General features: G+C 53.4%; 19 protein-coding genes and 1 riboswitch. Of the genes, 11 read left to right on the top strand and 8 right to left on the bottom strand.

The window, feature by feature from the left end:
- Positions 1-82: 82 nt before the first annotated feature.
- The 9 genes from tuf to rpoC all read left to right on the top strand — a co-directional run bounded on the left by tuf (position 83) and on the right by rpoC (position 13,702).
- Entirely contained in the window at positions 83-1,267 is a 1,185-nt protein-coding gene (tuf, locus tag AC1UKS_RS21005; RefSeq protein WP_013200290.1) for an elongation factor Tu, read from the top strand.
- Positions 1,268-1,495: 228 nt separating this feature from the next.
- Entirely contained in the window at positions 1,496-1,879 is a 384-nt protein-coding gene (gene secE, locus AC1UKS_RS21000) for a preprotein translocase subunit SecE (RefSeq protein WP_013200291.1), read from the top strand.
- 1 nt (position 1,880) lies between these two features.
- Positions 1,881-2,426, top strand: coding sequence for a transcription termination/antitermination protein NusG (nusG, locus tag AC1UKS_RS20995; RefSeq protein WP_013200292.1), 546 nt, complete (start codon positions 1,881-1,883; stop codon positions 2,424-2,426).
- Between the two features lie 201 nt (positions 2,427-2,627).
- Positions 2,628-3,056, top strand: a complete 429-nt coding sequence (gene rplK, locus AC1UKS_RS20990; protein ID WP_013200293.1) for a 50S ribosomal protein L11 — start codon at positions 2,628-2,630, stop codon at positions 3,054-3,056.
- A 3-nt stretch (positions 3,057-3,059) separates the two neighbouring features.
- On the top strand, positions 3,060-3,761 hold the full coding sequence (gene rplA / locus AC1UKS_RS20985) for a 50S ribosomal protein L1 (protein WP_013200294.1): 702 nt from the start codon (positions 3,060-3,062) through the stop codon (positions 3,759-3,761).
- Positions 3,762-4,052: 291 nt separating this feature from the next.
- A complete protein-coding gene (gene rplJ / locus AC1UKS_RS20980) occupies positions 4,053-4,556 on the top strand; it encodes a 50S ribosomal protein L10 (protein WP_013200295.1) in 504 nt (167 codons plus the stop codon).
- A gap of 71 nt (positions 4,557-4,627) precedes the next feature.
- Positions 4,628-4,993, top strand: a complete 366-nt coding sequence (rplL, locus tag AC1UKS_RS20975; RefSeq protein ID WP_013200296.1) for a 50S ribosomal protein L7/L12 — start codon at positions 4,628-4,630, stop codon at positions 4,991-4,993.
- Between the two features lie 326 nt (positions 4,994-5,319).
- The gene (rpoB, locus tag AC1UKS_RS20970; RefSeq protein WP_265910034.1) at positions 5,320-9,348 is read left to right on the top strand and encodes a DNA-directed RNA polymerase subunit beta; all 4,029 of its coding nucleotides are present in this window, start codon (positions 5,320-5,322) and stop codon (positions 9,346-9,348) included.
- 133 nt (positions 9,349-9,481) lie between these two features.
- Positions 9,482-13,702: a DNA-directed RNA polymerase subunit beta' gene (gene rpoC, locus AC1UKS_RS20965; protein ID WP_013200298.1), complete on the top strand. Its 4,221-nt coding sequence runs from the start codon at positions 9,482-9,484 to the stop codon at positions 13,700-13,702.
- A gap of 135 nt (positions 13,703-13,837) precedes the next feature.
- Here the strand turns inward: rpoC and AC1UKS_RS20960 are convergent, their stop codons facing one another.
- Entirely contained in the window at positions 13,838-14,029 is a 192-nt protein-coding gene (locus AC1UKS_RS20960) for a DUF1127 domain-containing protein (RefSeq protein ID WP_013200299.1), read from the bottom strand.
- A gap of 171 nt (positions 14,030-14,200) precedes the next feature.
- Between AC1UKS_RS20960 and AC1UKS_RS20955 the strand changes: the two genes are divergently transcribed.
- Positions 14,201-15,685, top strand: coding sequence for an aminotransferase-like domain-containing protein (locus tag AC1UKS_RS20955; RefSeq protein WP_265910035.1), 1,485 nt, complete (start codon positions 14,201-14,203; stop codon positions 15,683-15,685).
- Between the two features lie 136 nt (positions 15,686-15,821).
- Here the strand turns inward: AC1UKS_RS20955 and thiH are convergent, their stop codons facing one another.
- The 7 genes from thiH to rsd all read right to left on the bottom strand — a co-directional run bounded on the left by thiH (position 15,822) and on the right by rsd (position 22,051).
- Positions 15,822-16,949: a 2-iminoacetate synthase ThiH gene (gene thiH / locus AC1UKS_RS20950; protein ID WP_482435121.1), complete on the bottom strand. Its 1,128-nt coding sequence runs from the start codon at positions 16,947-16,949 to the stop codon at positions 15,822-15,824.
- A complete protein-coding gene (locus tag AC1UKS_RS20945) occupies positions 16,946-17,722 on the bottom strand; it encodes a thiazole synthase (RefSeq protein WP_482435120.1) in 777 nt (258 codons plus the stop codon). Before AC1UKS_RS20945 ends, thiH begins: the two co-directional genes overlap by 4 nt.
- 1 nt (position 17,723) lies before the next feature.
- A complete protein-coding gene (gene thiS / locus AC1UKS_RS20940) occupies positions 17,724-17,924 on the bottom strand; it encodes a sulfur carrier protein ThiS (protein ID WP_482435119.1) in 201 nt (66 codons plus the stop codon).
- Entirely contained in the window at positions 17,908-18,669 is a 762-nt protein-coding gene (locus AC1UKS_RS20935; RefSeq protein ID WP_482435118.1) for a HesA/MoeB/ThiF family protein, read from the bottom strand. The genes thiS and AC1UKS_RS20935 overlap by 17 nt, the downstream gene beginning before the upstream one ends.
- Entirely contained in the window at positions 18,659-19,306 is a 648-nt protein-coding gene (thiE, locus tag AC1UKS_RS20930; protein WP_482435117.1) for a thiamine phosphate synthase, read from the bottom strand. The genes AC1UKS_RS20935 and thiE overlap by 11 nt, the downstream gene beginning before the upstream one ends.
- Positions 19,303-21,237: a phosphomethylpyrimidine synthase ThiC gene (gene thiC, locus AC1UKS_RS20925; protein WP_482435116.1), complete on the bottom strand. Its 1,935-nt coding sequence runs from the start codon at positions 21,235-21,237 to the stop codon at positions 19,303-19,305. The genes thiE and thiC overlap by 4 nt, the downstream gene beginning before the upstream one ends.
- Positions 21,238-21,325: 88 nt before the next feature.
- Positions 21,326-21,426, bottom strand: a riboswitch (TPP riboswitch).
- 118 nt (positions 21,427-21,544) lie between these two features.
- Complete coding sequence (rsd, locus tag AC1UKS_RS20920) at positions 21,545-22,051, bottom strand: sigma D regulator (protein ID WP_482435115.1); 507 nt, start codon at positions 22,049-22,051, stop codon at positions 21,545-21,547.
- Positions 22,052-22,135: 84 nt separating this feature from the next.
- Here rsd and nudC point away from each other — a divergent pair, with 84 nt between their 5' ends.
- Positions 22,136-22,909: an NAD(+) diphosphatase gene (nudC, locus tag AC1UKS_RS20915; protein ID WP_013200307.1), complete on the top strand. Its 774-nt coding sequence runs from the start codon at positions 22,136-22,138 to the stop codon at positions 22,907-22,909.
- Positions 22,910-22,935: the final 26 nt, after the last annotated feature.

Here is a 22,935-nt window from a genome sequence, read left to right as displayed (position 1 = left end):
TACGTTAAAATTCAACTGTTCAGGCTTTGCCTGGTTGATGTGGTGATATCACCGATTTATCCGTGTCTTAGAGGGACAAGTTATGTCTAAAGAAAAATTTGAACGTTCCAAACCGCACGTCAACGTTGGTACAATCGGCCACGTTGACCACGGTAAAACTACCCTGACTGCTGCTATCACTACCGTTCTGGCGAAGACCTACGGTGGTTCTGCTCGTGCATTCGACCAGATCGATAACGCACCAGAAGAAAAAGCACGTGGTATCACCATCAACACTTCCCACGTTGAATATGACACCCCATCACGCCACTATGCGCACGTTGACTGCCCAGGCCACGCCGACTATGTGAAAAACATGATCACCGGTGCTGCGCAGATGGACGGTGCAATTCTGGTTGTTGCTGCAACTGACGGCCCTATGCCTCAGACCCGTGAGCACATCCTGCTGGGTCGCCAGGTTGGCGTTCCTTTCATCATCGTATTCATGAACAAATGTGACATGGTTGATGATGAAGAGCTGCTGGAACTGGTTGAGATGGAAGTTCGTGAACTTCTTTCTGCCTACGACTTCCCTGGTGATGACCTGCCAATCGTTCGCGGTTCTGCATTGAAAGCCCTGCAGGGCGAAGCTGAGTGGGAAGAGAAAATCATTGAGCTGGCTGGCCACCTGGATAACTACATCCCAGAACCAGAGCGCGCAATTGACAAGCCATTCCTGCTGCCAATCGAAGACGTATTCTCCATCTCCGGCCGTGGTACTGTTGTTACCGGTCGTGTAGAGCGCGGAATCATCAAAGTTGGCGAAGAAGTTGAAATCGTTGGTATCAAAGATACGGCTAAATCAACTTGTACTGGCGTTGAAATGTTCCGTAAGCTGCTTGACGAAGGTCGTGCAGGCGAGAACTGTGGTGTTCTTCTGCGTGGTATCAAGCGTGAAGACATTCAGCGTGGCCAGGTTCTGGCTAAGCCAGGCTCAATCAAACCACACACCAAATTTGAGTCAGAAGTTTACATTCTGTCCAAAGATGAAGGCGGCCGTCATACTCCGTTCTTCAAAGGCTACCGTCCACAGTTCTACTTCCGTACAACTGACGTGACCGGTACCATCGAACTGCCAGAAGGCGTTGAGATGGTAATGCCTGGTGACAACATCCAGATGGTTGTTACCCTGATCCACCCAATCGCGATGGATGACGGTCTGCGTTTCGCAATCCGTGAAGGTGGCCGTACTGTTGGTGCGGGTGTTGTTGCTAAAGTTATCGCATAATCGCGGATAATATTTGACGCAACGCACATGAAAAGGGCATCATTTGATGCCCTTTTTGCACGCTGTAACATAGAACCTGGCTCATCAGTGATTTTCAACCATAATCATTGCTGAGGCAGGCTCTGTAGCACGGCGTTATATGCCGAGTTTCGCCTGAAAGCCTCATTCGGTTTGGTTGCCTCGTATTACGGGGCAAAATAGTTTCTGTTTATTGTGGCAGGTTGGTTTATGAGTGCTAATACCGAAGCTCAAGGGAGCGGGCGTGGCCTGGAAGCGGTAAAGTGGCTGGTCGTAGTGTTACTACTGATTCTGGCCATCGTAGGTAACTACTTTTACCGTGAAGTCTCGCTACCATTGCGTGCGCTGGCCGTCGTTGTCCTTATCGCTGTAGCCGGTGGCATTGCGCTGCTGACCACGAAAGGTAAGTCTACACTGGCGTTTGCCCGTGAAGCACGCACCGAAGTTCGCAAGGTCATTTGGCCGACTCGCCAGGAAACGTTGCATACCACGTTAATCGTTGCCGCGGTTACTGCCGTGATGTCACTGATTTTGTGGGGACTGGATGGTATTCTGGTCCGTCTGGTATCGTTTATCACTGGCCTGAGGTTCTGAGATGTCTGAAGCTCCAAAAATGCGCTGGTACGTCGTTCAGGCGTTTTCCGGTTTTGAAGGCCGCGTAGCCCAATCGCTGCGCGAGCATATCAAGTTACATAACATGGAAGAGCTTTTTGGCGATGTCATGGTTCCAACTGAAGAAGTGGTTGAGATCCGTGGTGGTCAGCGTCGTAAAAGCGAGCGTAAGTTCTTCCCGGGTTATGTCCTGGTCCAAATGCTCATGAATGATGCAAGCTGGCACTTAGTGCGTAGCGTGCCTCGCGTCATGGGATTCATTGGTGGTACCTCCGATCGTCCGGCACCTATTAGCGATAAAGAAGTCGATGCGATCATGAATCGCCTGCAGCAGGTTGGTGATAAGCCACGTCCGAAAACCATGTTTGAACCTGGTGAAATGGTCCGTGTTAGTGACGGTCCGTTCGCAGACTTTAACGGTGTGGTTGAAGAAGTGGATTATGAGAAAAGCCGCCTGAAAGTGTCCGTTTCAATCTTTGGGCGTGCTACGCCGGTTGAGCTGGACTTTGGTCAGGTTGAAAAAGGCTGATAATCACTCTGTGCGGAGACAGATTGTGGGGTAACCATTCCCTGCACATAAAATGATCTCTGTGAGTGAAAATTGGTTGCGAGAGGCGCGAAATTGCCATACAATTTCGCGCCTTTTGTTTTTATGCGCTGTTCGCAGCGTGTGGAATATTAATCACGGGGAGCTCTTCACGGAGCGTCTGAACCCAATTGAGGAATTATCATGGCTAAGAAAGTACAAGCCTACGTCAAGCTGCAGGTTGCAGCTGGTATGGCAAACCCAAGTCCTCCGGTCGGTCCGGCACTGGGTCAGCAGGGTGTTAACATCATGGAATTCTGTAAAGCGTTTAACGCCAAAACAGAATCCCTGGAAAAAGGCCTGCCTACTCCAGTTGTGATTACCGTTTACTCTGACCGTTCTTTCACCTTCGTTACCAAAACGCCTCCAGCACCTATTCTGCTGAAGAAAGCGGCTGGTATTAAGTCTGGTTCCGGTAAGCCGAACAAAGACAAAGTCGGTAAAGTAACGCGTGCTCAGGTACGTGAAATCGCAGAAACTAAAGCTGCGGACATGACTGGTGCTGATATTGAAGCGATGGCTCGCTCAATTGAAGGTACTGCTCGTTCCATGGGCCTGGTTGTAGAGGACTAAGAAATGGCTAAGCTGACCAAGCGTATGAGCGTGATCCGCGACAAAGTTGATGTAACTAAACAGTATGACATCAACGAAGCTGTTGCTCTGCTGAAAGAACTGGCTACTGCCAAGTTCGTTGAAAGCGTTGACGTAGCGGTAAACCTGGGCATTGATGCCCGTAAATCTGACCAGAACGTTCGCGGTGCAACTGTACTGCCACACGGTACTGGCCGTTCTGTTCGCGTTGCCGTATTTGCCCAGGGCGCAAACGCTGAAGCTGCTAAAGCTGCAGGCGCTGAGCTGGTAGGTATGGAAGATCTGGCTGACCAGATCAAAAAAGGCGAAATGAACTTTGACGTTGTTATCGCATCTCCTGATGCAATGCGCGTTGTTGGCCAGCTGGGCCAGGTACTGGGCCCACGTGGTCTGATGCCTAACCCGAAAGTGGGTACCGTAACCCCTAACGTTGCTGAAGCGGTTAAGAACGCTAAAGCCGGTCAGGTTCGTTACCGTAACGACAAAAACGGCATCATCCATACCACTATCGGTAAGGTTGATTTCGATGCAGATAAACTGAGAGAAAACCTGGAATCCCTGCTGGTTGCGCTGAAAAAAGCAAAACCTTCACAGGCGAAAGGCGTTTTCATCAAGAAAGTTAGCCTGTCCACCACGATGGGTGCAGGTGTTGCAATCGATCAGGCTGGCCTGAACGCTGCAGTTTAATCTGCTTTACGCGGGCGCAAGTTTCTATTAGAATCTTACGCCCGTTGTTCCGTTAATTGCGGAACCAGAATTTTCGGTTGGAGCCTGGCCTTATCCAGGCCTCCGTCCAAGACCGCAGGTGTCTCGAAAGAGGCTTAATCTCCTGCGTAGACGGTGACAGAACCTGAAGAATATTTTTATAGTCTTTGCTGGATTCTGCTCACCGTGTTAAGCGCCTGACTTCGGAAACGCGGTCAGGTGAAGTGAGTTCCGGAGAAATTCATCTCCGGCAAAATCCAGGAGCAAAAGCTAATGGCCTTAAATCTTCAAGACAAACAAGCGATTGTTGCTGAAGTCAGCGAAGTAGCCAAAGGCGCGCTGTCTGCGGTAGTTGCGGATTCTCGTGGCGTACCAGTAGGCAAAATGACTGAACTGCGTAAAGCAGGTCGTGAAGCTGGCGTTTACATGCGTGTTGTTCGTAACACCTTGCTGCGCCGCGTCGTTGAAGGTACTCAGTTTGAGTGCCTGAAAGACACGTTCGTCGGTCCAACCTTGATTGCATATTCTATGGAACACCCGGGCGCTGCTGCTCGTCTGTTCAAAGATTTCGCTAAAGCGAATGCAAAATTTGAGGTTAAAGCTGCGGCCTTTGAAGGCGAGTTAATCAGTGCGGCTCAGATCGACCGCCTGGCAACTCTGCCTACTTACGATGAAGCAGTCGCACGCCTGATGGCAACCATGAAAGAAGCCGCTGCCGGCAAACTGGTTCGCACTCTGGCTGCAGTACGTGATCAGAAAGAAGCTGAAGCTGCATAAGCTTAAGCCTTTCATTTTCCGTACTCTTGCTAACGTATTTACACCTAAACTGAATTTCAGGAACATTTGACATGTCAATCACTAAAGAACAAATCATTGAAGGCGTTGCAGCCCTGTCTGTAATGGAAATCGTTGAACTGATCTCCGCTATGGAAGAAAAATTCGGCGTTTCAGCTGCTGCTGCAGTTGCTGGCCCAGCCGCTGCTGCTGAAGCTGTAGAAGAAAAAACTGAGTTCGACGTTGTACTGAAAGCTATCGGCGCTAACAAAGTTGCCGTGATCAAAGCAGTACGTGGCGCAACTGGTCTGGGCTTGAAAGAAGCTAAAGACCTGGTTGAGTCTGCACCTGCTGCCCTGAAAGAAGGCATCAGCAAAGACGACGCTGAGTCTCTGAAGAAAGCACTGGAAGAAGCTGGCGCAGAAGTTGAAGTTAAGTAAGCCAACCTTTCAGGTTGCAGCCTAATCTGATTTAGGCTGACGGCTGGTGACTTTTTAGTCACCAGCCTTTTTGCGCTCTACAGCGTCAATGACGTTTCACACTGTTTAGTCATTGAATTGCTTAATATCTTTCTCTATCGACGACTTAATATATTGCCCTCCTGCGGCGCTTCTCTGCTTTGCTACGGCAACGAAATGATTTAAGCGTGATAGAAAGAGGTATTACGGAAGGGGAGTCTTCTTTCCGCGTCACAAAATAGTGTTGCATGAACTGTCCCCTCTGGACGGACAGCGAGGTTCTACCTTTCAGCGAGCTGAGGAACCCTATGGTTTACTCCTATACCGAGAAAAAACGTATTCGTAAGGATTTTGGAAAGCGCCCCCAGGTGCTCGACATTCCTTATCTCCTTTCTATCCAGCTTGACTCGTTCCAGAAGTTCATCGAGCAAGACCCGGAAGGTCAACATGGTTTGGAAGCGGCTTTCCGTTCCGTATTCCCAATCCAAAGCTATAGCGGTAATTCTGAACTGCAGTATGTCAGCTACCGTTTAGGCGAACCTGTTTTTGATGTGAAAGAGTGTCAGATTCGTGGCGTCACGTACTCTGCACCCCTGCGCGTAAAACTGCGCCTGGTGATCTACGAGCGCGAAGCGCCGGAAGGTACCGTTAAGGACATCAAAGAACAAGAAGTTTACATGGGTGAAATTCCACTCATGACCGATAACGGTACCTTTGTCATCAACGGTACAGAAAGGGTTATCGTTTCTCAGCTGCATCGTAGTCCTGGTGTCTTCTTCGACAGCGATAAGGGTAAAACCCACTCATCGGGTAAAGTGCTTTATAACGCACGTATCATTCCTTACCGTGGTTCGTGGTTGGACTTTGAGTTCGACCCGAAAGACAACCTGTTCGTTCGAATTGACCGTCGCCGTAAATTGCCTGCGACCATCATTCTGCGTGCACTGAATTACACCACTGAGCAGATCCTTGACCTGTTCTTTGACAAAATCGTGTATGAAATCCGCGACAACAAGTTGCAGATGGAACTTGTTCCTGAGCGCCTGCGTGGAGACACTGCCTCATTCGATATCGAATCCAACGGTACTATCTACGTTGAGAAAGGCCGTCGTATTACTGCACGTCATATCCGTCAGCTGGAAAAAGATGGCATTGAGCACATCGAAGTTCCTGTTGAATACATCGCCGGCAAAGTCGTTGCTAAAGACTATGTTGACGAGAGCACCGGTGAGCTGATAGTTGCTGCCAACATGGAGCTGTCGCTGGATCTGCTGGCTAAGCTGAGCCAGTCTGGTCACAAGCGCATCGAAACGCTGTTCACCAACGACCTGGATCACGGTGCGTACATTTCCGAAACCGTCCGCGTCGACCCAACCAGCGATCGCTTGAGCGCACTGGTTGAGATCTACCGCATGATGCGCCCTGGTGAACCACCAACGCGTGAAGCGGCTGAAAACCTGTTCGAGAACCTGTTCTTCTCTGAAGACCGCTACGATCTGTCTGCGGTTGGTCGTATGAAGTTCAACCGTTCTCTGCTGCGTGAAGAGATCGAAGGTTCCGGTATTCTGAGCAAAGACGACATCATTCAGGTGATGCGTAAACTGATCGGGATCCGTAACGGTATTGGCGAAGTGGATGATATCGACCACCTCGGCAACCGTCGTATTCGTTCCGTTGGCGAAATGGCAGAAAACCAGTTCCGTGTTGGTCTGGTCCGTGTTGAGCGTGCGGTGAAAGAGCGTCTGTCTTTAGGCGATCTGGATACCCTGATGCCTCAGGACATGATCAACGCCAAGCCAATTTCTGCAGCAGTTAAAGAGTTCTTTGGTTCCAGCCAGCTGTCCCAGTTTATGGACCAGAACAACCCACTGTCTGAGATCACGCACAAACGTCGTATCTCTGCACTTGGCCCGGGCGGTCTGACGCGTGAGCGTGCAGGCTTTGAAGTTCGAGACGTTCACCCGACGCACTACGGTCGCGTGTGCCCAATCGAAACGCCTGAAGGTCCAAACATCGGTCTGATCAACTCCTTGTCCGTGTACGCACAGACCAATGAGTACGGTTTCCTGGAAACCCCATACCGTCGCGTTCGCGAAGGCGTGGTGACCGACGAAATTCATTACCTCTCTGCAATTGAAGAGGGTAACTACGTTATCGCTCAGGCGAACACCAACCTCGACGACGAAGGTCACTTCGTAGACGATCTGGTTACTTGCCGTAGTAAAGGCGAATCGAGCTTGTTCAGCCGCGATCAGGTTGACTACATGGACGTATCCACCCAGCAGATCGTTTCTGTTGGTGCGTCTCTGATCCCGTTCCTGGAGCACGATGACGCCAACCGCGCATTGATGGGTGCAAACATGCAACGTCAGGCGGTTCCAACTCTGCGTGCTGATAAGCCGCTGGTGGGTACCGGTATGGAACGCGCGGTAGCGGTTGACTCCGGTGTTACAGCCGTAGCAAAACGTGGTGGTACTGTTCAGTACGTGGATGCATCCCGTATCGTTATCAAAGTTAACGAAGACGAAATGTACCCGGGCGAAGCCGGTATCGACATTTACAACCTGACCAAATACACCCGTTCTAACCAGAACACCTGCATCAACCAGATGCCTTGCGTGAACCTGGGTGAGCCAATTGAACGTGGTGATGTGCTGGCTGATGGTCCTTCAACGGATCTCGGCGAACTGGCACTGGGTCAGAACATGCGCGTCGCGTTCATGCCTTGGAACGGCTACAACTTCGAAGACTCCATCTTAGTCTCCGAGCGTGTGGTACAGGAAGATCGCTTCACCACCATCCACATTCAGGAACTGGCATGTGTGTCTCGTGACACCAAGTTGGGGCCGGAAGAGATCACCGCTGACATCCCTAACGTGGGTGAAGCTGCGCTCTCCAAGCTGGATGAATCCGGTATCGTTTATATCGGTGCTGAAGTGACTGGCGGCGACATTCTGGTTGGTAAGGTAACGCCGAAAGGTGAAACCCAGCTGACGCCAGAAGAGAAGCTGTTACGTGCAATCTTCGGTGAGAAAGCGTCTGACGTTAAAGACTCTTCTCTGCGTGTACCAAACGGCGTATCAGGCACCATTATTGATGTGCAGGTCTTCACCCGCGATGGCGTGGAAAAAGACAAGCGCGCGCTGGAAATCGAAGAGATGCAGCTGAAGCAGGCGAAGAAAGACCTGTCTGAAGAATTGCAGATCCTCGAAGCTGGCCTGTTTAGCCGTATTAGCTACCTGCTGGTTGCCGGTGGCGTTGAAGCGGAAAAACTGGAAAAGCTGCCTCGCGAGCGCTGGTTGGAACTCGGCCTGACCGACGAAGACAAGCAAAACCAGCTGGAACAGCTGGCTGAGCAGTACGACGAGCTGAAGCACGAGTTTGAGAAGAAACTCGAAGCGAAGCGCCGCAAAATCACTCAGGGCGATGACCTGGCACCTGGTGTGCTGAAAATCGTTAAAGTGTATCTGGCCGTTAAACGTCAGATCCAGCCTGGTGACAAGATGGCTGGTCGTCACGGGAACAAAGGTGTTATCTCCAAGATCAACCCGATCGAAGATATGCCATACGATGAGAACGGTACGCCGGTCGACATCGTACTGAACCCGCTGGGCGTACCATCACGTATGAACATTGGACAGATTCTTGAAACCCACCTGGGTATGGCTGCGAAAGGCATCGGCGAGAAGATCAACGCCATGCTTAAGAAGCAGGAAGAAGTGTCTAAGCTGCGTGAGTTTATTCAGCGTGCGTACGATCTGGGCTCCGATTTACGTCAGAAAGTCGATCTGAACACCTTCACCGACGACGAAGTGCTGCGTCTGGCAGAAAACCTGAAGAAGGGGATGCCAATCGCAACACCAGTGTTTGACGGCGCGAAAGAAAGCGAAATCAAAGAGCTGTTACAGCTTGGCGGCCTGCCTTCTTCCGGTCAGATCACGCTGTTTGATGGTCGTACTGGCGAGCAGTTCGAGCGTCAGGTTACCGTTGGCTACATGTACATGCTGAAACTCAACCACTTAGTGGATGACAAGATGCATGCACGTTCTACCGGCTCTTACAGCCTCGTTACTCAGCAGCCGCTGGGTGGTAAGGCGCAGTTCGGTGGACAGCGATTCGGTGAGATGGAAGTGTGGGCACTGGAAGCATACGGTGCCGCTTATACCCTGCAGGAAATGCTGACCGTGAAGTCTGATGACGTTAATGGCCGTACCAAGATGTATAAAAACATCGTGGACGGTAACCATCAGATGGAACCGGGCATGCCGGAATCCTTCAACGTACTGTTGAAAGAGATCCGCTCGCTGGGTATTAACATCGAGCTGGAAGACGAGTAATCCCTGTGAATTTCAGGCTGTAGCCCATGTGGATACAGCCTGAGAGAGAACGGGAAAAGCACTCGAATTTGTACTGGTTACAGCACGTCCGCCTGGACGTGCTGAGAAGTCTCACTCCGACGGGAGCTAATCCGTGAAAGACTTACTAAAGTTTCTGAAAGCGCAAACTAAGACCGAAGAGTTTAGTGCGATCAAAATTGCTCTGGCATCGCCAGACATGATCCGTTCATGGTCTTTTGGTGAAGTTAAAAAGCCAGAAACCATCAACTACCGTACGTTCAAACCAGAACGTGACGGGCTTTTCTGTGCGCGTATTTTCGGGCCGGTAAAAGACTATGAGTGCCTGTGCGGTAAGTACAAGCGCCTGAAACACCGTGGTGTGATCTGTGAGAAGTGTGGCGTTGAAGTTACACAGACCAAGGTACGCCGTGAGCGCATGGGCCACATTGAGTTGGCATCACCAACTGCGCACATCTGGTTCCTGAAATCGCTGCCTTCGCGCATCGGTTTGCTGCTGGACATGCCACTGCGTGACATCGAGCGCGTGCTGTACTTCGAATCATACGTTGTGGTTGAAGGCGGCATGACCAACCTCGAGCGTCGTCAGATCCTGACTGAAGAGCAGTATCTGGATGCGCTGGAAGAGTTCGGTGACGAATTCGACGCGAAGATGGGTGCGGAAGCAATTCAGGCCCTGTTGAAAAACATGGATCTGGAGCAGGAATGCGAGACGCTGCGTGAAGAGCTGACCGAAACCAACTCCGAAACCAAACGCAAAAAACTGACCAAGCGTATCAAGCTGCTGGAAGCGTTCGTTCAGTCTGGTAACAAGCCAGAGTGGATGATCCTGACCGTGCTGCCTGTACTGCCACCGGATCTGCGTCCGCTGGTACCGCTGGACGGCGGTCGTTTCGCTACGTCGGATCTGAACGATCTGTATCGTCGCGTGATCAACCGTAACAACCGTCTGAAACGCCTGCTGGATCTGGCTGCGCCAGATATCATCGTACGTAACGAAAAACGTATGTTGCAGGAAGCGGTCGATGCGCTGTTGGATAACGGCCGTCGCGGTCGTGCGATCACCGGTTCTAACAAGCGTCCTCTGAAATCTTTGGCCGATATGATCAAAGGTAAGCAGGGTCGTTTCCGTCAGAACTTGCTGGGTAAACGTGTCGACTACTCTGGTCGTTCGGTTATCACCGTCGGTCCATACCTGCGTCTGCACCAGTGTGGTCTGCCGAAGAAAATGGCACTGGAACTGTTCAAACCGTTCATCTACGGCAAGCTGGAACTGCGTGGTCTTGCTACCACCATTAAAGCCGCCAAGAAAATGGTTGAGCGTGAAGAAGCTATCGTTTGGGATATCCTCGACGAAGTGATCCGCGAACACCCGGTCCTGCTGAACCGTGCACCAACTCTGCACCGTCTGGGCATCCAGGCATTTGAGCCAGTACTGATCGAAGGTAAAGCTATCCAGCTGCACCCGTTGGTTTGTGCGGCTTATAACGCCGACTTCGATGGTGACCAGATGGCTGTTCACGTACCGCTGACGCTGGAAGCCCAGCTGGAAGCGCGTGCGTTGATGATGTCTACCAACAACATCCTGTCTCCAGCGAACGGTGAGCCAATCATCGTTCCTTCTCAGGACGTTGTATTGGGTCTGTACTACATGACCCGCGACTGTGTTAACGCCAAAGGCGAAGGCATGGTGCTGACTGGCCCGAAAGAAGCTGAGCGTGTTTACCGCGCCGGTCTGGCCTCTCTGCACGCTCGTGTGAAAGTCCGTATCACCGAGCACGAAAAGAACGAGCAGGATGAGTGGGTTGCTAAAACCAGCATCATCGATACCACCATTGGTCGCGCCATCCTGTGGATGATCGTGCCTAAAGGTCTGCCGTACTCTATCGTCAACCAGGCGCTGGGCAAAAAAGCGATCTCCAAGATGCTGAACACCTGTTACCGCATCCTGGGCCTGAAGCCGACCGTTATCTTTGCGGACCAGACCATGTATACCGGTTTTGCCTATGCAGCGCGCTCAGGTGCGTCAGTAGGTATCGACGACATGGTTATCCCAGAGAAGAAAGTGGAAATCATCACCGAAGCGGAAGCAGAAGTGGCTGAAATCCAGCAGCAGTTCCAGTCTGGTCTTGTTACCGCTGGCGAACGCTATAACAAAGTGATCGATATCTGGGCTGCGGCCAACGAACGGGTTGCTAAAGCGATGATGGAAAACCTGTCTACCGAAGTGGTTATCAACCGTGACGGTGAAGAAGAGCGTCAGGTTTCCTTCAACAGCATCTTTATGATGGCTGACTCCGGTGCGCGTGGTTCTGCAGCACAGATTCGTCAGCTGGCCGGTATGCGTGGTCTGATGGCTAAGCCAGATGGCTCAATCATCGAGACGCCAATTACCGCGAACTTCCGTGAAGGTCTGAACGTACTCCAGTACTTCATCTCGACGCACGGCGCACGTAAAGGTCTTGCGGATACCGCACTGAAAACAGCTAACTCCGGTTACCTGACCCGTCGTCTGGTTGACGTGGCACAGGATCTGGTGGTCACTGAAGACGACTGTGGTACCCACGAAGGTATCATGATGACCCCGGTTATCGAGGGTGGCGATGTTAAAGAGCCACTGCGTGAGCGTGTTCTGGGTCGTGTGACGGCTGAAGACGTGATCAAGCCGGGTACTGCTGACATTCTGCTGCCACGCAACACCCTGCTGCACGAACAGCAGTGTGACCTGTTGGAAGAGCACTCTGTTGACAGCCTGAAAGTCCGTTCCGTAGTAGGTTGCGAAACTGACTTCGGCGTGTGTGCACACTGTTATGGGCGCGATCTGGCACGTGGTCACATCATCAACAAAGGTGAGGCCATCGGCGTTATCGCAGCACAGTCCATCGGTGAGCCGGGTACCCAGCTGACGATGCGTACGTTCCACATCGGTGGTGCGGCATCTCGTGCGGCTGCTGAATCCAGCATCCAGGTGAAGAACAAAGGTACGCTGAAACTGATCAACGCCAAGTCGGTAACTAACTCCGCTGGCAAGCTGGTGATCACCTCGCGTAACGTTGAACTGAAAATGATCGACGAATTTGGTCGTACCAAAGAGAGCTATAAAGTTCCTTACGGTTCAACCATGGCGAAAGGCGACGGCGAGCAGGTTGCAGCGGGCGAGACCGTAGCAAACTGGGATCCGCACACCATGCCGGTGATCACCGAAGTGAGCGGTTTCATTCGCTTCACTGACATGATCGACGGCCAGACCATTACCCGTCAGACAGATGACCTTACCGGTCTTTCTTCTCTGGTGATCCTGGACAGTGCTGAACGTACTGCCGGTGGTAAAGATCTGCGTCCAGCGCTGAAAATTGTTGATGCTAACGGCAACGATGTCATGATCCCAGGCTCCGATATGCCTGCTCAGTACTTCCTGCCGGGTAAAGCAATTGTGCAGCTGGAAGATGGCATCAAGATCAGTTCTGGTGACACCCTGGCACGTGTACCGCAGGAATCTGGTGGTACCAAGGACATCACCGGTGGTCTGCCACGCGTTGCTGACCTGTTCGAAGCCCGTCGTCCGAAAGAGCCGGCAATCCTGGCTGAAATCAGCGGCATCATTTCCTTCGGTAAAGAAACCAAAGGGAAACGTCGTCTGGTTATCACCCCGATTGATGGCAGCGATCATTACGAAGAGATGATCCCGAAATGGCGTCAGCTGAACGTGTTCGAAGGTGAACGTGTTGAACGTGGTGATGTTGTTTCCGATGGCCCTGAGTCTCCACATGACATTCTGCGTCTGCGTGGCGTGCATGCGGTGACCCGTTACATCACTAACGAAGTGCAGGAAGTTTACCGTCTGCAAGGCGTTAAGATTAACGATAAGCACATCGAAGTCATCGTGCGTCAGATGTTGCGTAAAGCAACCATCGCAAGTGCAGGAAGTGCAGACTTCCTGGACGGTGAGCAGGTTGAGTTCTCACGCGTTAAAATTGCTAACCGTGAGCTTGAAGCCAACGGCAAAATCGCAGCGACCTTCGCACGCGATCTGCTGGGTATCACCAAAGCGTCTCTGGCGACCGAGTCCTTCATCTCTGCGGCCTCGTTCCAGGAAACGACGCGCGTACTGACCGAAGCAGCCGTTGCGGGCAAACGCGACGAACTGCGCGGCCTGAAAGAGAACGTCATCGTGGGCCGTCTGATCCCAGCTGGTACCGGTTACGCTTATCATCAGGATCGTATGCGCCGTAAAGCGGCTGGCGAAACGCCGGTTGTTCCTCAGGTGACTGCGGACGAAGCTTCTGCCAGCCTGGCAGAGTTGCTGAACGCGAGCATGGGCGGCAAAGACGATTAATCGTCTCTGACCCTCAAGCCACTAAAAACCGCTCTAAGGAGCGGTTTTTTTATGCCTGCGATTTACAGACAAAAAAATGGGTGGCCGGATTTCTCCAGCCACCCTAAATACGGGCAGTGTCAGCCCAACACCACATCATTTATAGCGACGAACATCCTCACAGGTCATGCCAATATCTTTCAGCTGGCTTGCGCTAAGTCTTGAGAGAATTTTGCGGGTCTCTACCCGGCTCCGCCAGGCTTTCCACAGACGGTAAGGCAATTTGTAGATCAGATGAAACGGTGAATCTGCGAAAGGCTTTGCAGCCCGATTTTCATTGAATTCCATGATGCTCTCCTCAACGGGGTATGGGGCTATTTTGCACGGAAGCGGAATTTCAATACAGATGCAAAAAACACCTTTATTTAACATACAGATTGGCAGATAGTGGGTCTGAATGGTCAGATGCAGAGCGATCTGTACTGGTTTCTGGCTTGTATACCGTGTGGAGAAGATACGATGACGCGTTATCAACATCTGGCAGATTTGCTGGCAGGGCGGATTGAACAAGGGCTTTACCGCAGTGGTGAGCGCCTGCCCTCGGTCAGGATCCTCAGTACTGAACATGGCGTAAGCATCAGTACCGTTCAGCAGGCGTATCATTTGCTGGAAGAGAGGCAGTTGATCACGCCGCAGCCTCGCTCAGGTTATTTTGTCACTCCGCGTAAAGCCGAACCGCCCGTTCCGCCGCTAACCCGTCCGGCTCAGCGCCCGGTAGAAATTACGCAGTGGGATGCGGTGCTGGATCTGTTAAACGCCCGTCAGGAAAAAGATGTGTTGCAGTTAGGCAGCGGCATGCCTGACCTGAACCAGCCAACGCTCAAGCCGCTGTGGAAGATCATGAGTCGGATCGGCCATCAGCAGGACGTGCGGATGCTGAACTACGACAATATTTATGGACTGCCGGAATTACGCGAACAGATTGCCCGTCTGGCCATTGATGGCGGTTGTCATCTGACGGCGGATGAGATTGTGGTCACCACCGGTTGCCATGAAGCCTTGTCGGTATCGATTCGCGCTGTCTGCCAGCCGGGCGATATTGTGGCGGTAGAATCCCCGACCTTTCACGGCACCATGCAGTCGCTGCGGGGCTTTGGTATTAAAGCCATTGAGATCCCGACCGATTCAGAAACCGGGATCAGCCTTGAAGCCCTTGAGCTGGCGTTAGAGCAGTGGCCGATTAAAGCGGTAGTGGTGGTACCAAACTGCAATAACCCGCTGGGCTTTATCATGCCCGAATCACGCAAGCGTGCTTTGCTGGCTCTGGCGCAGCGTTTTGACGTGGCCATTGTCGAAGATGACGTCTACGGCGAACTGGCGTACGAATATCCCCGGCCGCCAACCATCAAGTCTTTCGATGATGAAGGCCGGGTGTTGCTGTGCAGTTCCTTCTCCAAAACCGTCGCCCCCGGGCTGCGGGTGGGGTGGGTTGTGCCGGGTCGGTATCTCGATCGTGTACTGCATATGAAATACATCGTGACCGGTTCAACAGCCACGCAAACCCAGATGGCCGCGGCGGAATTTGTTCGTCAGGGCTACTATCCGGCGCATCTGCGGCGGATGCGTCAGCAGTACCAGCGTAATCTGGAAATATTTACCCACTGGGTTCGCCATTACTTCCCTTGCGGCATTTGCGTGACCCGTCCGCAGGGTGGTTTTCTGATGTGGATAGAGCTGCCGGAAGCGTTCGACTCCGTCAAACTTAACAAGGAGTTGCGCGAGGCTAAGCTGCAAATCGCGGTGGGATCGCTTTTCTCCGCCTCCGGTAAGTACCGTAACTGCCTGCGCCTCAGCTATGCCCAACCGTTTACCGACAGAACCGGTATCGCGCTGGAAATCCTCGGTGCTGCGGTGGAGCGGGCAATGGAACGCTGTGGTATCAAGGTGCACCATCCGGTCACCTCAGCCGGAGAGGAAGAAGGCAGGGTCAGCGAGAGGGGTTGATACTGACCCTGGTTAACTCCCCTGTTGGAGTCAACGAGAGGGAGTTTACCGTCCTCACTGAACGGTGCCAGTGAGGACGTGACGCGATGCGAAGCGGTTTCCAGCGTTTTTGAGTTCCGTTACATCCGCTGGCATTTTACTTCGCGGCTCTTCCCAGATAGCCATCCCAGTCCTTCCAGACCGGCTGCATTCCTGACTGAATCAACGCTTCCGCGACCTGCTGCGGGTGACGGTTATCATGTGGGGAGAACTGTTCCAGCTCCGTCTGCCCGTCGGCATAGCCGCCGGGCTGCGTTTTCGAAAAGGCGCTGACAGTATTAATCGCCAGCGGCACCACCTTATCGCGGAACTGGGGTGATTCCCGGGTTGAGAGCGATTGCTCCACTTCCGGCGCAAACAGCCGGAAAGCGCAAATAACCTGAACCAGCTGCGCTTCATCCATGATCGACGCCGGCTGAATGCCGCCCGTGCAAGGCCGGAGGCGGGGAAAGGCCACCGAATAGCGGCTTTGCCAGTAGGTTTTCTGCAGCCATAACAGGTGTTCAGCCATCATATAGCAGTCGGTGCGCCAACTGTCTGACAGGCCGATCAAGGCGCCCAGGCCAATTTTATCCACGCCGGCACGGCCCAGCCGGTCAGGCGTTTCCAGCCGGAAGAAGAAATCCTGCTTATTGCCTTTAAGGTGATGCTGGCTGTAGACCGAAGGATGATAGGTTTCCTGATAGACCAGTACGCCATCCAGTCCTAATGTTTTTAGTTCGGCATACTCCGCTTCACTCATCGGCTGCACTTCCATCATTAAGGAACTGAAGTGCTGACGAATGGCGGGAACATGTTCGCGGAAGTAAGCCATGCCGACTTTTGCCTGATGCTCGCCGGTCACCAGCAACAGGTTATCAAACCCCATCTTGCGGATAGCATGACATTCCCGCGCAATCTCATCAGCATCTAGCGTCTTACGCCTGATGCGGTTACTCATCGAGAAGCCGCAATAGGTACAGTCGTTGGCACAGAGATTGGACAGATACAGCGGTACAAAGAGATTAACCGCATGGCCGAAGCGTTGCCGGGTTAAGCGCTGGGCCTTTTGCGCCAGCGGCTCAAGATAGCCCTGAGCAGCGGGCGAGAGCAGGGCCATCAGCTCTTCCCGCCCGACGTTGGCCGCATTCAGCGCCCGCTCAACATCCGCAGCCGTTTTGCTGTGGATCCTCAGGCGAATATCATCCCAATCGAGCGTTTCCCACTGTGAGACGAAGCTTTTCATAGCGGCTCTCCTGCCTGCAAAAAGCGGGTCAGCGGGCTGGTGGCCACGGCCTGATGGTGGCGACTGCCCAACCCGCTGCCGTAAGCCAGTGCGCCAGCTTCAACAGCGAGTCTGAACGCCCTCGCCATTTGCACCGGGTGCTGCGCGGAGGCCATCGCGGTATTCACCAGCACCGCGTCAGCACCCATTTCCAGCGCTTCGCTGGCGTGGCTGGGTGCGCCAATGCCGGCATCTATCACCACCGGCACATTGGACTGCTCGATTATGATCGCCAGCAGATCGCGTGTTTTCAGCCCCTGATTACTGCCGATCGGCGCACCCAATGGCATCACCGCCGCACAGCCCACTTCTTCCAACCGCTTGCACAGCACCGGATCGGCGTGGCAGTACGGCAATACGGTAAAGCCTTCCCGCACCAGGATCTCCGCTGCTTTCAGCGTTTCGATGGCATCGGGCAGCAGATAGCGAACGTCCGGGTGGATTTCCAGCTTCAGCCAGTGGGTGCCCAGAGCTTCGCGTGCCAGACGGGCAGCAAAAATGGCTTCCTCTGCGGTTTTAGCGCCGGACGTGTTTGGCAGCAGCTGCACGCCCAGTTCCTGAAGAGGCCGCAGGATCCCGTCATCGCCACCGCGAAAATCAATCCGCTTCATCGCCATGGTGACCAGCTGGCTGCCGGACTCGCGCAACGCCGCAATCATCATTTGTGGACTGGAGAATTTGCCCGTACCGGTAAATAAACGAGACGAAAAGGTTTTATCAGCAATTTGCAGCATATCAGCCTCCGGCAATGGCCTGGAAAATGACCAGATCATCGCCTTCCTGTAATAAGTAAGAGGACCAGCGAGCGCGGGGAATAATCTGCTGGTTAACAGCCAGCGCGGTGCCTGGCTGGTGGCGGGAAAGCTGCTCCAGCAGCCCGGCCAGCGTCAGCGTGCCGGCAAGCGTCAGGCTTTCATCGTTAACCACGATTTTCATCACTGACCCCGCATACCGGACAATCCACACTGCGTTGCAGCGACAGCGTTCGCCAGGTTTGTTGTCTACCGTCAAACAGCCGAAGTTTGCCCTCAAGACAGGACGGCTGGCCTGCCAGCATCTTTAAGGCTTCCAGCGCCTGTAAGGTACCCATTACGCCCACCACAGGACCCAGCACGCCTGCGGTACGGCAATTTCGCTGGGGTTCATCTGCGTCTGGCCATATGCAGCGATAGCAACCGTGTTCAAAAGGAGGCGTAAGCACCAGCAGCTGGCCACCAAAGCCAACGGCGCTGGCACTCACTAACGGCTTACCCTGTTCCACGCAGGCGGCATTGACCGCATGGCGGGTTTCCATGTTGTCGCTGCAATCCAGCACCAGGTCGACCTGCTGCACGACTTCCCTGAGTGATTCAGCCGTCATCCGCTGCGTCAGAGCAATAAACTCCACCTGCGGGTTTAACGACTGAAGGTGCTTCTTCGCCACGGCGACTTTGGACTGACCGGTTTCATTCGTGCGAAACAGTACCTGGCGCTGAAGATTACTGATATGCACGCTATCGTCATCGGCCAGCACCAGCTTGCCAACGCCTGCGGCAGCGAGGTACAGCGCCGCAGGTGAACCCAATCCGCCGAGGCCAATAATTAGCACGCTGCCTGCCTGCAATTTCTGCTGGCCATCGAGGCCAAACTCCTCCAGCAGGAGCTGACGGCTGTAGCGTAAAAAGTCGTTGTCACTGAACATGGGCTTCGTCCCCGTTTCCAGCCAGATCGAGCAGCTGCGCGGTAGCTGCCTGCCAGTCAGGCGCCAGCGTGATGGCGCTGACCACCGCAATGCTTCCCACGCCGGTTGCTAATACCTGCGGTGCCCGTTCCAGACTGATGCCGCCAATCGCCACCGTGGAAATTCCTTTCAGGCGGGAAATATGGCGCTGCAATTCCTGCAGTCCCTGTGGCGAAGAGGGCATATTTTTGGTCTGGGTCGGAAAGACGTGCCCAAGGGCGATATAGGACGGCTTTTCAGCCAGCGCCCGATCGAGCTCGGCATCGTCATGGGTTGAAAGTCCTAACCGTAATCCGGCGCGATGGATCGCATCCAGATCGGCGACATCCAAATCTTCCTGGCCAAGATGCACGCCATAGGCCTGATATTTAATCGCCAGCTGCCAGTAGTCATTGATAAACAGGCGTGCCTGATAACGCTTACCCAGTTCGATAGCCGCCGCGATATCGTTTTCGACAGCCGCTTCAGGCAGATCCTTGATACGTAACTGAATCGTACGCACGCCCGCTTCAAGCAGGCGCGCGATCCATGCCACCGTTTCCACGACCGGATAGAGTCCAAGCCGGGCCGACGTTGGCGGGAAGGCTAAGCGGCTCATGCTTTTTCCTCCTGCGACAGCACATCGGCTGGGTGATAAAGTTCTCCGCCGCGGGTACGGAAAGCCTCTGACATTTCGGCCATACCAATCTCAATCGGTTTGGCTTCCGCCTCCTGTCTGGCGGCATAGTCCCGCACTTCCTGAGTAATTTTCATCGAACAGAATTTCGGGCCGCACATTGAACAGAAGTGGGCCACCTTGCCCGATTCCTGCGGCAGCGTTTCATCGTGATAGGCGCGCGCGGTATGAGGATCGAGTGCCAGATTAAACTGATCTTCCCAACGGAATTCGAAACGGGCTTTGGACATGGCGTTATCGCGGATCTGCGCGCCGGGATGGCCTTTTGCCAGGTCGGCGGCATGTGCAGCAATCTTGTAGGTAATCAGACCCTGCTTAACATCTTCCTTGTTGGGCAAGCCCAGATGCTCTTTCGGCGTGACGTAACAGAGCATTGCGCAGCCAAACCAGCCAATCATCGCTGCGCCAATGCCGGAGGTGAAATGGTCGTAGCCAGGCGCGATATCGGTAGTTAGCGGGCCGAGCGTATAGAAGGGCGCTTCGTGGCAGCGATCGAGTTGCTCGGTCATATTGCGGCGGATCATCTGCATCGGCACATGTCCCGGCCCTTCGATCATCACCTGCACGTCATACTCCCAGGCAATTTTGGTCAGCTCGCCCAGCGTATGCAGTTCGGCAAACTGCGCGTCATCGTTGGCATCCTGAATCGATCCTGGACGAAGTCCGTCGCCCAGCGACAGCGAAACGTCGTAGGCGGCGCACAGCTCGCAGATCTCGCGAAAGTGTTCGTAGAGGAAGCTCTCTTTGTGGTGTGACAGGCACCACTTGGCCATGATCGATCCACCCCGGGAAACGATCCCCGTCAGGCGTTTTGCGGTCATCGGCACATAGCGTAACAGCACACCGGCATGGATGGTGAAGTAATCGACGCCCTGTTCAGCCTGTTCCAGCAAGGTATCGCGGAACACTTCCCAGTTGAGATCCTCTGCCACACCGTTCACTTTTTCCAGCGCCTGATAAATGGGAACCGTACCAATCGGAACGGGACTGTTACGCAGGATCCATTCGCGCGTCTCATGAATATTGCGGCCGGTGGAAAGATCCATCACCGTATCGGCGCCCCAGCGGGCGGACCACACCAGCTTCTCCACTTCCTCTTCAATCGACGAGCTGACCGCGGAGTTACCGATATTGGCGTTTATCTTCACCAGGAAATTGCGGCCGATAATCATCGGTTCGGATTCAGGATGGTTAATATTTGCCGGGATGATGGCGCGGCCGGCCGCCACTTCCTGCCGGACGAACTCTGCCGTGATATTTTCCGGTAGGCTGGCACCAAAGCTGTTGCCGGGATGCTGTTGCAACAGCACGTCACCCCGAATACGTTCGCGCCCCATATTTTCACGCAGGGCGATAAATTCCATCTCTGGCGTAATCACGCCCAAACGCGCGTAATGCATTTGCGTCACGCAGCGCCCAGCCAGTGCCTTGCGTGGGCGGGGAAGATGGTCAAAACGCAAATGATCGAGGCCTTCATCCGCCAGGCGCTGTTGGGTGTACACCGAACTGAGCTGCTCAATGTGCTGAGTATCACCACGCTGTTCAATCCAGTCATTGCGCAGCCTGGCAAGTCCGCGATGCACATCAATTTTTGCGTCCGGATCGCCATAAGGTCCCGCCGTGTCATACACCGGCACCGGTTCGTTATCTTCAAACTGCGGATTGTCTTTGCTGCCACCGACCATCGTCGGACTGAGCTGGATCTCACGCATCGGCACGCGAATATCGTCGCGCGAACCGTTCAGCCAGATGCGTTTAGAATTAGGGAAAGCGGTGCCCTGAAGGGAGTCGATAAACTGCTGGGCTTCTGCGCGCTGTTCGCGGCGGGTCGGTCTTTTATCACGGGTAGACATAGCTCGTTCCTGAAAAAAGGGAATTTGCTTGCCTGGAGTTCGGAGGAGTAAGCGCAGGGTGTGAAAATGGTCGGATCCACACCGTCACTGAAGATTTACTCTTGTTCCCTTCGCAGGTACTAACCTGATCAGGTTCCGCGGATCCCGAATTAACGGTCTCAGCCCCTAAGGGCACTCCGACAAGAAGAATTTTGCTGGCAGACACCACCAGCAAAACAATCGTGGCAGGACTGGCCTCACCACATAGTGCCCTTTCAGCATAAAGGGGCTTCTTTGAAACTACAAGGGGTTTACAATCTGGTAACGTTTACGCCGGACGGGCAAGCGCACTCTCATTAGCCGCCTCAAGCTTATCCGCCGTTTTTTCCAGCGCCAGCTGAATAAAGCGGTCTTCAAGCGTGAAACGCGCTTCCAGCGCTTCGCCCACTGTGGACAAGGCATTCTGGAATTCGAGACAGTTATCGTGATCGATGGCCTTCTCAAGATGGGTATCATACACCTGCATGATCATCTCGGTGTTTGCCTGCAGGGAAGGGTAGATCAGCGCGGCTTTAGCCAACTGTTCGCTGCCTTCCATCTCCTGAATAAAGCGTTGATAAACGGTGAAATGCCCGGTGGAAAGGTAATCCACCAATCCCTGACAGAAGCTGTCCAGCGCGTTTTCATCGAGCGTAGTGAGCGATTCCTTGTTAGGCTTGATGCCAACCAGACGATAATAGGCAATCAACAACTGCCTGCGGGAGCGTAGACAAAAGTCTACCAGGTCGCTACATCCGCCGACGCGCGCGGTCAGAACTTCTAACTGGTTAAGCATGAGTGACTCCATGAGTGTAATTATTACTATTTCGCCCCAATCCAGTAATTCAGAAAGTCTGTAAAGCTGAGGATGAGCAATTTTATGCAACGTGAGATTTCAAGCGTAGACGTTGGCTGGTGGGTTGTCAGTCATGAACATAAACTTTGGCTACCGAAAGGTCAATTACCGTTCGGTAGCGCGCAAGAATTAAGCCTGACAGGATCGAACGGATCACAAATCGGCGAATGGCAGGGCGATCCCGTCTGGTTGATCTGTGAGAACCGTCAAGAGGGCATGGGATCCTTGCGTCAGATCCTCGATCTGGACGTGGGCCTGTTCCAGCTGGCGGGTAAAGGGATCCAGCTGGCGGAGTTCTATCGCTCGCATAAGTGGTGCGGCTACTGCGGCCATGAAATGCACCACAGCAAAACGGAACTTGCCTGCCTGTGCCGCCATTGTCGACAGCGCTATTACCCGCAAATCGCGCCCTGCATCATTGTGGCTATCCGCCGTGGGGAAGAGATCCTGCTGGCCCAGCATACCAAGCACCGTAACGGCATCTACACGGTGCTGGCCGGTTTTGTTGAAGTCGGCGAAACGCTGGAACAAACCGTTGCGCGGGAAGTGATGGAAGAGAGCGGGCTGAAGGTGAAAAACCTGCGTTACGTCTCCTCTCAACCCTGGCCGTTCCCCCAGTCGTTGATGATGGCTTTTATGGCCGATTACGACAGTGGCGAGATTGTCATCGATCCCAAAGAGCTACTGGATGCGGGTTGGTATCGCTTTGATGCCTTACCGCAGCTTCCTCCTCCAGGAACGGTCGCCCGTCGCCTGATTGAGGATACCGTGGTGCTTTGCCGGGAAGAGGCTGAGTAAGTATCCAGGCCGGCAAATTCGCCCTT

Source organism: Erwinia sp. AK-PDG3-5, assembly GCF_056821705.1.
The sequence above is the reverse complement of the archived record's forward strand: the minus strand, read 5'-3'. Positions and strand labels throughout refer to the sequence as shown.

Bases quoted from the DNA above. Each gene is read 5' to 3' on its own strand.
- nudC (WP_013200307.1), top strand. From the start codon at position 22,136: ATGCAACGTGAGATTTCAAGCGTAGACGTTGGCTGGTGGGTTGTCAGT.
- rplK (WP_013200293.1), top strand. From the start codon at position 2,628: ATGGCTAAGAAAGTACAAGCCTACGTCAAGCTGCAGGTTGCAGCTGGT.
- AC1UKS_RS20935 (WP_482435118.1), bottom strand. From the start codon at position 18,669: ATGTTCAGTGACAACGACTTTTTACGCTACAGCCGTCAGCTCCTGCTG.
- thiC (WP_482435116.1), bottom strand. From the start codon at position 21,237: ATGTCTACCCGTGATAAAAGACCGACCCGCCGCGAACAGCGCGCAGAA.
- AC1UKS_RS20955 (WP_265910035.1), top strand. From the start codon at position 14,201: ATGACGCGTTATCAACATCTGGCAGATTTGCTGGCAGGGCGGATTGAA.
- rplL (WP_013200296.1), top strand. From the start codon at position 4,628: ATGTCAATCACTAAAGAACAAATCATTGAAGGCGTTGCAGCCCTGTCT.
- thiH (WP_482435121.1), bottom strand. From the start codon at position 16,949: ATGAAAAGCTTCGTCTCACAGTGGGAAACGCTCGATTGGGATGATATT.
- nusG (WP_013200292.1), top strand. From the start codon at position 1,881: ATGTCTGAAGCTCCAAAAATGCGCTGGTACGTCGTTCAGGCGTTTTCC.
- AC1UKS_RS20960 (WP_013200299.1), bottom strand. From the start codon at position 14,029: ATGGAATTCAATGAAAATCGGGCTGCAAAGCCTTTCGCAGATTCACCG.
- thiE (WP_482435117.1), bottom strand. From the start codon at position 19,306: ATGAGCCGCTTAGCCTTCCCGCCAACGTCGGCCCGGCTTGGACTCTAT.
- AC1UKS_RS20945 (WP_482435120.1), bottom strand. From the start codon at position 17,722: ATGCTGCAAATTGCTGATAAAACCTTTTCGTCTCGTTTATTTACCGGT.
- rplJ (WP_013200295.1), top strand. From the start codon at position 4,053: ATGGCCTTAAATCTTCAAGACAAACAAGCGATTGTTGCTGAAGTCAGC.
- thiS (WP_482435119.1), bottom strand. From the start codon at position 17,924: ATGAAAATCGTGGTTAACGATGAAAGCCTGACGCTTGCCGGCACGCTG.
- rsd (WP_482435115.1), bottom strand. From the start codon at position 22,051: ATGCTTAACCAGTTAGAAGTTCTGACCGCGCGCGTCGGCGGATGTAGC.
- secE (WP_013200291.1), top strand. From the start codon at position 1,496: ATGAGTGCTAATACCGAAGCTCAAGGGAGCGGGCGTGGCCTGGAAGCG.
- rpoB (WP_265910034.1), top strand. From the start codon at position 5,320: ATGGTTTACTCCTATACCGAGAAAAAACGTATTCGTAAGGATTTTGGA.
- rplA (WP_013200294.1), top strand. From the start codon at position 3,060: ATGGCTAAGCTGACCAAGCGTATGAGCGTGATCCGCGACAAAGTTGAT.
- tuf (WP_013200290.1), top strand. From the start codon at position 83: ATGTCTAAAGAAAAATTTGAACGTTCCAAACCGCACGTCAACGTTGGT.